Consider the following 12,504-nt stretch of genomic DNA (forward strand, 5'->3'; position numbering starts at 1 on the left):
CGTCCTTGCTGGATTGACGCAAAAAAGGCTTCGAGCGTTTGCTCGAAGCCTTTTCAATGCTTGGGGCGAAGTCTTTAGACTTTCGCGAAAGCCTCTTACTTGCTGAGGGTCTGAACCTGAACGTCCCAGCTCTGGTTGCCGAGGGCGATACGGTAGGTGCTTGCTGCCCCTGCCTTCATGTTCTTGGTGTCGACAGCAGGTGCTGCATTCGGGTCCTTCTTCGGCACACCAATGTGGCGGTTGCCCTTGAGGAATTCGATACCCTTGTTGCCAGCCTTCGTCTGGAGGCAGCCCGTGATGAAGATGGTTTCGTCGTTGACCGGGAGACCATTTTCTTCGAGGAGCTTCTTTGCCTTCGGAATACCCGGTTCGAGAATTTCTTCTGCGCACTGGATGCCCGGATAGGCTTCCTTGAACGGCTTCATGCCGAACTGGTCGGCTGCAATCTTCACGAGTTCCGGATCCGGTTCGCAAGGAGTCTTGCCCTGGTAGCCAAGGAGCATCTTGCCGTAGCCTTCCGTCATCTTGAACCACGTGCCGCGGCCTGCAGCCTGGTTCAATGTGTTCATGTAAGCCTGCTGGAAGTAGAACTGAGAAACCGGCGTCACGGAGGAAGCAAAGCCACCGCGGCGTACGCATTCACTCATGTTTTCGATAACCTTCGGGAAGAGGTGGAAGGTCTTGGTTTCGCGCATCATGAGCGTGTTAGCCGTGAGTGCGCCACCCGGCATCGGGCTGAAGATAACGTCGGTAGTGATCTGACGAGCTTCAGGCGGGAAGTTGTAGTCTTTGAGGCATTCAACAGCGACGTTGTTGGCTTCCATGAGTTCCGGAATGTGATCGTCAACGATGCTGTCTTCACCGAGGGCGAGCTTGTAGTCCGTACCCTTGAGGGCGTGGAACATGGAGAAGAGGTCCGGCTGAGCCGTACCGCCAGAAAGCGGCTTGCGGCCGAGGTCGACGCCATCAGCGCCACCTTCGATAGCAGCCTTGTACTGAGCCACACCGGTACCGCAGGTGTCATGGCTGTGGATGCGGAGTTCAACGTTGTCGCCGAGGAGCTTACGTGCGCGCTTGAATGTTTCGTAAACCTTGGTCGGGTTCGTCGTACCGGAAGCGTCCTTGAAGCAGACGGAAGCGAACGGAACACCGGCGTCCAAGATGTTGCGGAGGATGCGTTCGTAGAATTCCGGATTGTGGGCGGCGTTGAGGTCGCATCCCGGAGGAAGTTCCATCATGGTGACGACGACTTCGTGTTCAAGTCCTGCGTCCGTGATGCACTTACCGGAGTAAATGAGGTTGTTGACGTCGTTAAGAGCGTCGAAGTTACGAATACGGGTCATGCCGTGCTTCTTGAACATGTCGGCATGGAGCTTGATCATATCGCGCGGCTGCGGAGCGAGAGCGACCACGTTGATACCGCGAGCGAGAGTCTGGAGGCGAATCTTCGGACCGACAACGCGACGGAATTCATCCATCATGTCGAATGCGTCTTCGCCGCAGTTCTGGTACAGAGCCTGGAAACGGGCGCCGCCACCTGCTTCGAAGTGGGTGATGCCAGCCTTCACAGCTGCTTCAACGGCAGGCATGAAGTCCTTCATGAACACGCGAGCGCCGAAGATGGACTGGAAGCCATCACGGAACGAGGTGTCTTGGAACTTGATCTTTTTCATAATGTTTTCCTGTGGGATTTAATCCCTTGTTTTTACTGTACAATAAAATACGGGAGCAAAGATAGAAAAAGTAGGAAGTAGGAGGTAGGAAGTAGGAAGAGAAATGAAGAGGAAATGTACACGTTATGTTTTGTAAATAAAACTTTTCTTTTTGCGGAGAACTATAGAAACTCTTTATTTAATTGTATCATCTAAAAAATACGCATTGTGAAAAATGTATTTTTGTCCTAATCATATATAATACACACCAAATTGTGTTGGAATACGGAGTCTTTATGAATAAAAAGTACGCTCTTGCGATAGCGACTTCTTTTTTAGCCGCGGAATCGGTTTTTGCCGCTCCGTCAGGCGATAGAACAGTGATTGCCTGTAGCTTTGACGACATGTTCGGCAATTCTTGCTACTGGCGTTGCCCGGATATGGACGATACGTTTAGAACGGAAAAGAAGGACAATCGTTGCGCCAATGTGCTTTTCAGATGCGTCAATTATCCGCGTTCTTTTATGCGTTCGTCTGTGGGGAGTAGCGAGATTTGGATTACTCCGGATAAGTACAACTATTACTTTGGAAAGCTTCCGCAGGAATTTGATTGTAGTATTTCTGATGAAGAACGTGCGATGCAGGCTTCTCGACCGACTCAGCCTGCGGCCCAGCCGAATCAGTATGCTTCGAACAAGTACCAGAATACTTCGACCTATGATGAATCGAGGAATCTCCTGATCGATAACCGTGATGGCGAACGCTATTCTACGGTGAAGATTGGCGGCCGTGTATGGATGGCTGAAAACCTGAAGTTCCGCTTGCCGGAAAGTTACTGCTATGACAATGTAACCCAGAACTGTGATAGTTACGGACGACTTTATACGTGGAGTGCCGCAAAGAGGGCTTGCCCTGATGGTTGGAGCCTGCCGATGGGTGATGACCTCAACTACCAGGATTTCAATCTGAATAATTTTAGAGTGGTCAATGGGGGGTACTACGTTGATGGTGACCGCTATATTGATTTAGGAAACCGTGCGTTCTTCTGGCTTGGCGACGAAAAGCCGGGTGATCGCGCCGATGCCATGAGCTTTAGAGGCCAGAACCTTGAAACTTTCGCGTTCCAGGGACGCAAGGCGAATGCTTATTCTGTGCGCTGCATCCAGAATTGGGAAGCCGCTTGCAAGGAACGTCTTGGTGGCGTGATGGATAATGCAGGAAAGACTTACAGGACCCTTAAGATTGGTGATCAGACTTGGATGGCTGAAGACGTGATTCTCGACCGCCTGGATGAAATGGAAGCCCGCAATCTTGACCGTGCCTGTCCGCGTGGTTGGCATGTTCCGGAACAGAATGAATACGAACAGCTCTTCTCGAAGGCGACTGAATTTGAAATTCATGCAAATGACAAGCGCGTGAGAAACAATCGCGATACGAAGGTGAACCCGTGCAGCATGAATTTTGACTTCAAGCGCGGCTATTGGACTTCTTCGAAGAACGGTAGCGAAATGACGTATGTGGACTGGAAGTACAATGCTATCCGTGAAAAGGGTACGCCGTACTTTAAGCATGGTGATGCTTATACAAACAAGCTCCGCTGCATCAAAAACACGCCTTCTTACGGTGCGCCGAAGCCACAGGTGACGACGTCTCAGCCTGCATCTCAGGCAAATGCCGCTAATAATGCTGCGAATAAGACTGTCTTGGAAAAGTTCATTTTGCAGGGCGTGACGTTTGGCGTTGGTCAATCCAGATTTACCCGTGAATCTACGGATGGCTTGAATAGGCTTGCTGACCATCTGAGAAATTACCACGGCAAGAAAATTGAAATTGTCTCTCATACGGACAACATTGATCGCCCGGAAAGAAGTCGTGTTCTCGCCCTGAAACGCGCCGAAGAAGTGAAAAGCTACTTGGTGATGTCGGGCATTCCTGGTCAGGATGTTATCGCGACGGGTAAGGGTGGCGATGAACCGCTCGTCCCGAATACGACTCCGGATAACCGAATGAAGAATAACCGTATTGAAGTGTTTGTGTATTCGTTTGATGCACCTTCTCAGGCTAAGCAACCGCAAAATTCTCAGCAGAAATCTCAATCTGTTGCAGAACCTGCTCCGAAAAAGTGCAAGGAACGCGATATGGCAAACAATAAGCTTGGTGAATGCTATTCTTACATGGAAGGCACTAAGGACCACAGAAGGTGCATGGCTGCATACAAGAACTTGCTGGACCTTGCAAATTCGAAGTGCAGATAAAAGAAACGCTAAATGCGAGAAATAATGGATCCCCTACGCTTCGCTCCGAGGATGACTGTTCGAGGATGACGGGGTCAACGAATTAAAAAACGCAGCTCAATGAGCTGCGTTTTTTGTCTCTCGTCTGTAGCGAACAACGTGAGCGTTCTTTCGTCTAATTTTAGATGAACATCATCGTGTTGAGCTTTGCGCGGTACTTCCAGGTGAGTTCGTGCTTTGGGCCGAGAACGCCGAAGAGCGTGAGCATGGCTTTCTTGGCGGCGCCGTCATTCCATTCTGGAGCTTCGATATACAGGTTCAGGAATGCCTGGAGAGCACTTTCAAAATCTTCGGCGCAGGCTAGCTTGCAAGCTTCGTGATAGACGATAGCTTCTTTACCCTGGACATCCTTCTTGGCAACTTCAGCGTGGAAGTCGAGAAGTTCCAAAAGCGATTTGGCTTCGCGGTACTGGTCGTCGCTTTCGACAAACTTGGAGAGGATATCTTTTGCCTTTGCTGTATCGCCGAGACCAAGGCTTGCTTTTGCCCACAGGAGCTGGAGTTTCTTGTCGTTTGGGTTCTTGGCGAGAGCTTCGTCGAGCATCGGGAGCGCCTGGTCGAAGTTCTTTTGTGCGATAGCGTCTTCGAGAGCGGTCTGGAAGCGGGCTTCTTCGGAGACGTAGAACTTTTCGAGACGCTTCTTGAGGTCTGTTTCGGGGAGCACTCCCTGGATGACGTCTGCAATTTGGCCTTTATCGACCACGTGAATCTCGGGAACGGACTGCACACGGAACATCTGGATAAGGCGCATGTTTTCGCGGTCGTCGCAGCTTACGACACCAAGCGTAAAGTCCATGCTTGTGGATAGCTGGCCTACCAACTGGGAGTACGGGGCGCAATCCGGGTATTCTGCGGAAGAGAAAAGAATCGCGACAGCGCGCGTTTCGGAGGCCTTGATGACCTCTTCTTCAAAATTTTCTGCTGTAATTTGAACTACTTTAGCCATGGGAGTAAATATAGAAAGGTATGGGCTCGGGGCCTAGCCCCTTTGGGCTATGGGCACGGCACTACGTGCCTTTGAGCTGTTATAATCGCGCCAAAGGCGCCTCATAAAAACCCCATACCTCAAAGTGACCGAAGGGAACGACCTCATAGCTCAAAGCGAAATGTTCTATTTACTATATTCCTAAACATGAGTAAATGTTCTTTTTGCGGTTCAGAAGTCGAGTCCCTCAGAATTGTCAATCTTGATCTGAGAATTTGCCCGAAGTGTTATTCCATCTATTTCCCGTGCAACCAGACGTTTGCCTTTTACGGCGGACTCTCTGACAAGACGCGCGAACTGTGGCTCAACGACTTGAAAAAGAAAAACGTGCAGGATCCGCCCTGCGAAAATCCGGTGTGCATCGATCACGGTCAGCCGCTTGTGAAAGGCAAGCTTCCGCATTACGGTTTCGACGGCTATGTGACGACTTGCTGCGAGACATTCCACATGCCTCCTTCGACGGTGAAACAGCTTTTGCAGTGGTCCTTGGATATCAAGGCCGCACCGCAGGCAAAAGAAGGCAAACACCACTTCTTCTTTATCCATTGGATTGATTCGCTTGTGAACAAGATTTTTGGTGAAAAGCCTGTGGAAGAAGATCCGCTGGACTACATTCAGTACAATAGAACTTTAAGGAAATTTTTTGAGTAAATGAAAAAATCATATACGATTTTAGCAATCATTGCGATTATTGTTGTTGCCATCTATGTCATGCTTCCGAAAGAGCGATTTGCTGAAACGGTGTTTCCACTAGGGGATGGTGCAAAAGTATCTGCTTATGACGATAATGCAGACGGGGGGATGTCTGCGGTCCAGTTTAAGTCAGCTGATTCACTGGTGTCGTTCCAGTGTGCGCTGGGCTTGGACGAAAAGAAGTCTGCCTGGTGTGGGCTTGTTTTCAACTTTGACCCGAATGGTGAAAAGAAGTATCACAACTGGAAAAATGTCGATACGCTTTATCTGGATATCGATATTGCTGGGACGAATGAAATCAACGTAAAGACGTGGACTTTTGACCCTGACGTGACGGACTTGAAGCATCCCGAGACATTCCGGTTGTTGCTGAAGGAAGTGCCGGTAAAGCCGGGCCGTAACCAGATTGCAATTCCGTTTGAACAACTTTATATTCCTGATTTCTGGTACAATGACCGTGGCGTAAAGCGTTCCCGTAATCGCCCGCATCATGAGAGCGTTGCGCGCGTAGAAATCTCGGCAGGCTGGAATCAGCCACGCGGTAAAAATTTTACTGTAAATGTCCGTGAAATTTCGGTGAGCGGGACGAGCAACAGGGCTTATGGTATATTCCTGTTTATTATTCTTGGACTTATGATCGTGGCGATTGGACGTAGCCACCCAGTGAAGGAGTACGATGAAAAAAAGTAGGTGGATTGGAATTTCGATTTTCCTGGTCCTGCTTATTGCTTGGGGCTTTTTCTATTCACGCTGTGGGGGAGTGGCTGTGGTGCTTTTCCCTGAGCGGACGTTTGAATTTTTCCCGTTGAACGATAGCGTTGTCGGTGGATTTTCGACAAGTGAAGTGCAGGCGGTGGATACTCTCCTTACTTCTACTGTTGTGATTCATTCTGGCAAGGCTTTTACGTATGCGGGCGTCGGCTTTAATCTGAGGTCTATGGACAAACGCCCCGGTAGCGTTTTTGACCTGACAAAGTTTGATTCCATGGAAGTTCAAGTCGCTTCAAAACGTATGAATTCCATGAAACTCCGCATTTTGACGGATGACCCGGTCTATACGCGTAATGGCGATTATGCGACGCTTCGCGTTCTGGAAAAGGAAATCCCGTCGGCGCCATACATGTTGATGGGCGGCTCGAAGGAGCGCTTTGCGGTGAGCAAGTTCTCGCTTAGCGAATTTCGTGTGCCGGAATGGTGGCTCTCGCAGCAGGGGCTTGAAGAAGACGACGGCAAAACGTACTTGAACCGTGCCGCCTTCTTTGAAATAGTAAGTGGCGCCTCGACGCTTCGTGGCATTCCTGATGAAATGGAAATTCGCTATGTGCGTATTTGGGGCCATAACGCAGATGAAAAGAAAACTCTGCTTATTGTACTAGGAGCCATTTTGTTTGGATTTGTGCTATTTTTAGGATGTTCTGCGAAATTGTGCAGGAGGGAAGATGCAAAGAAATTGGACGCTTGATAGGGTGATGCGCTATGTGCTGATTGCTGCGGCTGTAGCGGTTTCCCTTGTTGTACTTAATTATTTGAGTGGGGTCTTGTTCCCGTTTTTTGCGGCGTTCTTGATTGCCTATATTATGGACCCGCTTGTCTGTAGATTGCAGATAAAATTTCGCTATCGCGTAATTGCCGTTGTGGTAGTGTTGCTGGGCGCAGCCGTAATTATTGGCGGTTGTATGTATTTCTTTGTTCCTAAAGTAGTGCATGAAGTTCAATATCTTGGAACACTTATTTCCAGGATTTTTACGGATTCGACCTGGAGCGACCGTATCATGACTTTCTTGCCTGCGGATACGTGGGCGTCTGTTAAGGCCATGATTTCCTGGAATAGCATTGCCGAGGCGATGGAATCGCTGGATGTGTGGAGCGTTGTCCAGACTGTTTCGGATAGAATTTTGCCAGGTGCTTGGGATGTCCTTTCAAAAACATCGACAATCATTATGGGCGTTTCCAGTGCGGCCGTTGTGTTTATGTACCTTGTCTTCATTATGCTCGATATGCATAAAATAAGAAAGGGAATTCGCCGCTTGATTCCGAGACGTTACCGTCGTGAAGCTGGAGAATTTGCTAGCGCTACGGACAAGTTTATGGGAACGTACTTCCGTGCGCAATCGATGGTTGCTTTTACGGTCGGCGTTCTTTATGCAATCGGTTTTAGCGTGATGGGACTCCCGATGGGAATGGCTTTTGGACTTTTCTCTGGGGCGTTGAACATGATCCCTTATATGCAGCTGACGACCATTCCGCTCGCCTTACTACTGGCGGTGGTTTACGCTCTGGACAAGGGAATGCCGTTCTGGGAAGTGGCTCTTATCATTCTCACGATTTACCTTGTTGTGCAGATCATCCAGGACTTCTTCTTGGTGCCGCACATTGTCGGCAAGTCCATGAATCTACCTCCAGTTGGGATTCTTTTGTCCCTTTCGATCTGGGGAAAGCTTCTTGGTTTTTTGGGCCTTCTGGTGGCGATCCCGTTCACGTGCATCTGCCTTGTGTATGTAGAGAAATTAAGGACTAGGGCTGATCAATATGTGGAGGATGCGGGCAGACTGGCGCCAAAGGCTTGATTTTATAGGGTTTTAAAAACTTTTTTCAATAAAAAACCATCTTATCTAAGAAAAAAAAAGTATAATATTACCAAACAATTCACAAATCTGACTCAAGGAGTTATAAAATGAACAAACAAGATCTCATTGAAGCCGTGCTCGCTAACAAGGAAGCTGGCATTGAATCTAAGGCTGCTGCAGCTCGCGCTATCGACGCAGTTCTCGATGGCATTGCCGCTGGCATCAAGAAGGATGGCAACGTCCAGCTCATCGGTTTCGGTACTTTCTCTGTGAAGTCCCGCGCTGCACGTACTGGCCGCAATCCGCAGACTGGTGCAACCATCAAGATCAAGGCTTCCAAGACTGTCGGCTTCAAGGCTGGTGCAGCTCTCAAGGAAACTGCTGCTAAGAACAAGCCGGCTAAGAAGTAATTTCTGAGCTAGATTTGCTTTTGGCAAAGAGTGGGTCGCTATACGGCGGCCCTTTTTTTATTGTTGCTTTTTTGTTATGTCCTGTAAATTACTTTAATTGTTTATTATATTGAGGGATAACAACTTAGAGGTTTATTATGAAACGAATTTTCTTGGGAATGATTCTCGCTGTGTCGCTTTGCGGATTTGTAGGTTGCGCTGAATATGAAGGTGACGACGAGGATATTCATGAAAAGTGCTTGAAGGATCCGAATCTTCCGGTGTGCCAAGAAAATCCAGGGGATGAAGAACCGGAATCAAATCCTTCGATGAATGAAGATTTATAATTAGTCTGGTTTATAAAAGACTTTTTATATCTTGTTATTGAAAGGTTCGTTCACATATTCTATATTTGCACAAGTTTAAGTCTTTGCGAAGTAGGAAAGTGATGAACGCGATTGCAAAAAATGTAATGTACACCTGTGACATGCACAATGTTGCGCCGTTTGCTGGTTTCTCTATTTCCATTTTTGATTTTAAAGATGCTGAGCCGTTTGGTTCAGCTTTTTTTGTTTTTTAATAAATAATTAGTCAACGGAGATAAAAAATGAAGATTGAAGGCATCGACAAAGTCCTTATCATCGGTTCTGGCCCGATCGTGATCGGTCAGGCTTGCGAATTCGACTATTCCGGCACCCAGGCTTGCAAGGCCCTGCGCGAACAGGGTTACAAGATTGTGCTCGTGAACTCTAACCCGGCTACCATCATGACCGACCCGGTCATGGCCGATGCCACCTACATCGAACCGCTGAACGTCGCCCGCCTCACGCAGATTATCGAAAAGGAACGCCCGCAGGCTCTCCTCCCGAACTTGGGCGGCCAGACTGGTTTGAACCTCGCCTCTGCTTTGAGCAAGGCTGGCGTCTTGGACAAGTACGGCGTGAAGGTCATCGGTGTGAATCTCGACGCTATCGAACGCGGCGAAGACCGTGAAATCTTCAAGGAAACCATGCAGAAGCTCGGTATCGACACCCCGCGCTCCGGCATTTGCCACTCTGTGGAAGAAGCCGAAAAGATTGTGTCTGAAATCGGCTACCCGGTGGTGGTTCGCCCGGCATACACCATGGGCGGTGCAGGCGGCGGTTTCTGCTACAACGTGGAAGAACTCCGCACCATTTGCAGTAACGGTCTTGAACTCTCGATGACGCACCAGTGCCTTATCGAAGAATCCATCCTCGGTTGGGAAGAACTCGAAGTTGAAGTGGTTCGCGATTCCAAGAACCAGATGATTGCCATCTGCTTCATCGAAAACATCGACCCGGTGGGCGTACATACCGGCGACTCCTTCTGCGCAGCCCCGTTCCTCACCATCGACAAGAAGCTCGAAGAAGAACTGAAGGAAAAGGCTTTCAAGATTGTGGAAAGCATCGGCGTGATTGGCGGTACCAACGTCCAGTTCGCTCACGACCCGAAGACCGGCCGCGTGGTGATTATCGAAATCAACCCGCGTACCAGCCGCTCTTCTGCACTCGCTTCCAAGGCTACCGGCTTCCCGATTGCCCTCATTTCTGCAAAGCTCGCCGCAGGCCTCACCCTCGACCAGATTCCGTACTGGCGCGACGGAAGCCTCGAAAAGTACACCCCGAGCGGTGACTATGTTGTGCTCAAGTTTGCTCGCTGGGCATTCGAAAAGTTCCGCGGCGTCGATGACTGCCTCGGCACCCAGATGAAGGCCGTGGGCGAAGTCATGGCTATCGGCAAGACCTACAAGGAAACCCTCCAGAAGGCTATCCGCGGCCTCGAAAACGGTCGCTCCGGCCTCGGCTTTGCGAAGGACTTCAACAAGAAGAGCAAGGAAGAACTCCTCGAAATGATGAAGACCGCTTCTTCTGAACGTCACTTCCAGATGTACGAAGCCATCCGTAAGGGTGCTACCGACGAAGAAATCTTCGCCGCCACCTACGAAAAGGCTTACTTCGTGCAGCAGATGCGCGAACTCGTGGAACTCGAAGAAGAAATGCTCAAGACTCCGGGCCGCCTGCCTGCCGATGAACTCCTCATCAAGGCCAAGAAGGACGGCTTCAGCGACAAGTACATCGCGAAGATTCTCGGCATCCGCGAAAAGGACGTGCGCAAGAAGCGTACCGAACTCGGCGTGGTCGAAGGCTGGTGCGCAGTGCCGGTTAGCGGCGTGAAGGACCAGTACTACTACTACAGCACCTACAACTGCAAGGACGAATCTACCGCTTCTAACAACCCGAAGAAGATCATGATTCTCGGCGGTGGCCCGAACAGAATCGGCCAGGGTATCGAATTCGACTACTGCTGCTGCCACGCTGCAATGGCTCTTCGCGAAATGGGTTACGAAACCATCATGGTGAACTGCAACCCGGAAACGGTTTCTACCGACTACGATACTTCCGACAAGCTGTACTTCGAACCGGTCAGCCTCGAAGACGTTCTCCAGATTTACCACAAGGAAAAGCCGGCTGGCGTGATCGTGCAGTTCGGTGGCCAGACCCCGCTGAACATCGCCCGCGCTTTGAGCGACGAAGGCGTCAAGATTCTTGGTACGAGCATCGACTCCATCGATATCGCCGAAGACCGCGACCTGTTCCGCAAGATGATGGACCAGCTCGGCATCCCGATGCCGGAAAGCGGCATGGCCACGAACATCGACGAAGCCCTCGCTTGCGTCAAGCAGATCGGCGGCTACCCGGTGATGATCCGTCCGAGCTTCGTGCTTGGCGGCCGCGGCATGGAAGTCATTTACGATGAAAACATGCTCCGCGAATACGTGGCGAAGGCCGTGGGCGTGACCCCGGATCGCCCGCTCCTCATCGACCGCTTCCTCCACAACGCTTTGGAATGCGAAGCCGACGCCCTCTCTGACGGCGAACATGTTTACATCCCGTCTGTGATGGAACACGTCGAACTTGCCGGTGTCCATTCCGGTGACTCCGCTTGCATTATCCCGCCGGTGACCATCACTAAGGAAAACCTCGCAACCATCAAGGATTACACCAGGAAGATTGCCGAAGCCCTCCATGTTTGCGGCCTCATGAACATGCAGTACGCCATCGAAGACGGCAAGGTGTTCGTGCTCGAAGCAAACCCGCGCGCAAGCCGCACGGTGCCTCTGGTCTCCAAGGTTTGTAACACGCAGATGGCCCGCCTCGCAACCCGCCTGATGCTCGGCGCCAAGCTCGAAGACTTGAAGCTCAAGGACAAGAAGTTCAAGCATCACGGTGCCAAGGAAGCCGTGTTCCCGTTCGACAAGTTCCCGAAGGTGGACCCGGTTCTCGGCCCCGAAATGCGCTCCACCGGCGAAGTCCTCGGCCTCTCCGACGACTACGCCCTCGCTTACTACAAGAGCCAGGAAGCCGCCGGTTCCTTCCTCCCGTCCGAAGGCGCTGTGCTCATCAGCCTTTCTGACAAGGTGAACCTCTCCGAACAGGCAATTGAAATCGGTAAGGAATTCCAGAAGCTTGGCTTCAAGATTTACGCAACCGAAGGTACCGCCAAGTTCTACGAAGCTGCCGGTGTCAAGTGCGAAGTGGTGAACAAGATTGCTGAAGGTCGCCCGAACGTTCTCGATATCATCCTGAACAAGCAGGTGAACCTCATCATCAACACGCCGTGGGCAAAGCGCGACGCCATCAAGGACGAAAGCGCTATCCGCAAGGCCGCCATCAAGTACAAGGTCCCGTACATCACGACCCTCGCCGGTGCCTACAACACCGTCAAGGGCATCGCCGCCGCTCGTAATGGTCATGGTGCTGTGAAGTCTCTCCAAGAGTATCACGCAAGCATCGAAGAGGTGTAAGGTCCCTAAGGTCGGTGAGCCTGTCGAACCGCCGAAGGGCCGCTTCAGTGCGTCATTGCGAGGGGCGAATAGCCCCGAAGCAAAAGTGTGCAAGGCGA

Annotated in this window: 11 protein-coding genes; 9 read left to right on the forward strand and 2 right to left on the reverse strand. The window is 50.5% G+C overall.

Going from position 1 to position 12,504, the window contains the following annotated elements; genetic code table 11:
* Positions 1-95 precede the first annotated feature (95 nt).
* Positions 96-1,673, reverse strand: a complete 1,578-nt coding sequence (locus tag B7990_RS07570; RefSeq protein ID WP_088640384.1) for a biotin attachment protein — start codon at positions 1,671-1,673, stop codon at positions 96-98.
* A gap of 275 nt (positions 1,674-1,948) precedes the next feature.
* On the opposite strand from B7990_RS07570, the gene B7990_RS07575 reads away from it, so the two are divergent.
* The gene (locus B7990_RS07575; RefSeq protein WP_088640385.1) at positions 1,949-3,907 is read left to right on the forward strand and encodes an FISUMP domain-containing protein; all 1,959 of its coding nucleotides are present in this window, start codon (positions 1,949-1,951) and stop codon (positions 3,905-3,907) included.
* 160 nt (positions 3,908-4,067) lie between these two features.
* Here the strand turns inward: B7990_RS07575 and B7990_RS07580 are convergent, their stop codons facing one another.
* On the reverse strand, positions 4,068-4,892 hold the full coding sequence (locus B7990_RS07580) for a tetratricopeptide repeat protein (RefSeq protein ID WP_088640386.1): 825 nt from the start codon (positions 4,890-4,892) through the stop codon (positions 4,068-4,070).
* 186 nt (positions 4,893-5,078) lie between these two features.
* On the opposite strand from B7990_RS07580, the gene B7990_RS07585 reads away from it, so the two are divergent.
* The 8 genes from B7990_RS07585 to carB all read left to right on the forward strand — a co-directional run bounded on the left by B7990_RS07585 (position 5,079) and on the right by carB (position 12,406).
* Positions 5,079-5,582, forward strand: a complete 504-nt coding sequence (locus tag B7990_RS07585; RefSeq protein WP_088640387.1) for a hypothetical protein — start codon at positions 5,079-5,081, stop codon at positions 5,580-5,582.
* Positions 5,583-6,314: a CIA30 family protein gene (locus B7990_RS07590; RefSeq protein WP_088640388.1), complete on the forward strand. Its 732-nt coding sequence runs from the start codon at positions 5,583-5,585 to the stop codon at positions 6,312-6,314.
* A complete protein-coding gene (locus B7990_RS07595; protein WP_088640389.1) occupies positions 6,301-7,086 on the forward strand; it encodes a hypothetical protein in 786 nt (261 codons plus the stop codon). Before B7990_RS07590 ends, B7990_RS07595 begins: the two co-directional genes overlap by 14 nt.
* Positions 7,064-8,191: an AI-2E family transporter gene (locus B7990_RS07600; RefSeq protein ID WP_088640390.1), complete on the forward strand. Its 1,128-nt coding sequence runs from the start codon at positions 7,064-7,066 to the stop codon at positions 8,189-8,191. Before B7990_RS07595 ends, B7990_RS07600 begins: the two co-directional genes overlap by 23 nt.
* Before the next feature lie 107 nt (positions 8,192-8,298).
* A complete protein-coding gene (locus B7990_RS07605; protein ID WP_072827891.1) occupies positions 8,299-8,601 on the forward strand; it encodes an HU family DNA-binding protein in 303 nt (100 codons plus the stop codon).
* A gap of 137 nt (positions 8,602-8,738) precedes the next feature.
* The gene (locus B7990_RS07610) at positions 8,739-8,927 is read left to right on the forward strand and encodes a hypothetical protein (RefSeq protein ID WP_088640391.1); all 189 of its coding nucleotides are present in this window, start codon (positions 8,739-8,741) and stop codon (positions 8,925-8,927) included.
* A gap of 101 nt (positions 8,928-9,028) precedes the next feature.
* Positions 9,029-9,160 carry a hypothetical protein gene (locus B7990_RS15095; RefSeq protein ID WP_254917390.1) on the forward strand — a complete coding sequence of 44 codons (132 nt, stop codon included), beginning with the start codon at positions 9,029-9,031 and terminating at the stop codon, positions 9,158-9,160.
* 27 nt (positions 9,161-9,187) lie between these two features.
* Positions 9,188-12,406, forward strand: a complete 3,219-nt coding sequence (gene carB, locus B7990_RS07615) for a carbamoyl-phosphate synthase large subunit (RefSeq protein ID WP_088640392.1) — start codon at positions 9,188-9,190, stop codon at positions 12,404-12,406.
* Positions 12,407-12,504 lie beyond the last annotated feature (98 nt).

Origin of the sequence: Fibrobacter sp. UWB4 (genome assembly GCF_002210345.1) — a bacterium.
GTDB lineage: Bacteria > Fibrobacterota > Fibrobacteria > Fibrobacterales > Fibrobacteraceae > Fibrobacter.

Excerpts from the sequence above, each read along its gene's own strand:
- B7990_RS07600 (WP_088640390.1), top strand. The coding sequence starts at position 7,064 with ATGCAAAGAAATTGGACGCTTGATAGGGTGATGCGCTATGTGCTGATT.
- B7990_RS07610 (WP_088640391.1), top strand. The coding sequence starts at position 8,739 with ATGAAACGAATTTTCTTGGGAATGATTCTCGCTGTGTCGCTTTGCGGA.
- B7990_RS07585 (WP_088640387.1), top strand. The coding sequence starts at position 5,079 with ATGAGTAAATGTTCTTTTTGCGGTTCAGAAGTCGAGTCCCTCAGAATT.
- B7990_RS07590 (WP_088640388.1), top strand. The coding sequence starts at position 5,583 with ATGAAAAAATCATATACGATTTTAGCAATCATTGCGATTATTGTTGTT.
- B7990_RS07575 (WP_088640385.1), top strand. The coding sequence starts at position 1,949 with ATGAATAAAAAGTACGCTCTTGCGATAGCGACTTCTTTTTTAGCCGCG.
- B7990_RS15095 (WP_254917390.1), top strand. The coding sequence starts at position 9,029 with ATGAACGCGATTGCAAAAAATGTAATGTACACCTGTGACATGCACAAT.
- B7990_RS07595 (WP_088640389.1), top strand. The coding sequence starts at position 6,301 with ATGAAAAAAAGTAGGTGGATTGGAATTTCGATTTTCCTGGTCCTGCTT.
- B7990_RS07605 (WP_072827891.1), top strand. The coding sequence starts at position 8,299 with ATGAACAAACAAGATCTCATTGAAGCCGTGCTCGCTAACAAGGAAGCT.
- B7990_RS07580 (WP_088640386.1), bottom strand. The coding sequence starts at position 4,892 with ATGGCTAAAGTAGTTCAAATTACAGCAGAAAATTTTGAAGAAGAGGTC.
- B7990_RS07570 (WP_088640384.1), bottom strand. The coding sequence starts at position 1,673 with ATGAAAAAGATCAAGTTCCAAGACACCTCGTTCCGTGATGGCTTCCAG.
- carB (WP_088640392.1), top strand. The coding sequence starts at position 9,188 with ATGAAGATTGAAGGCATCGACAAAGTCCTTATCATCGGTTCTGGCCCG.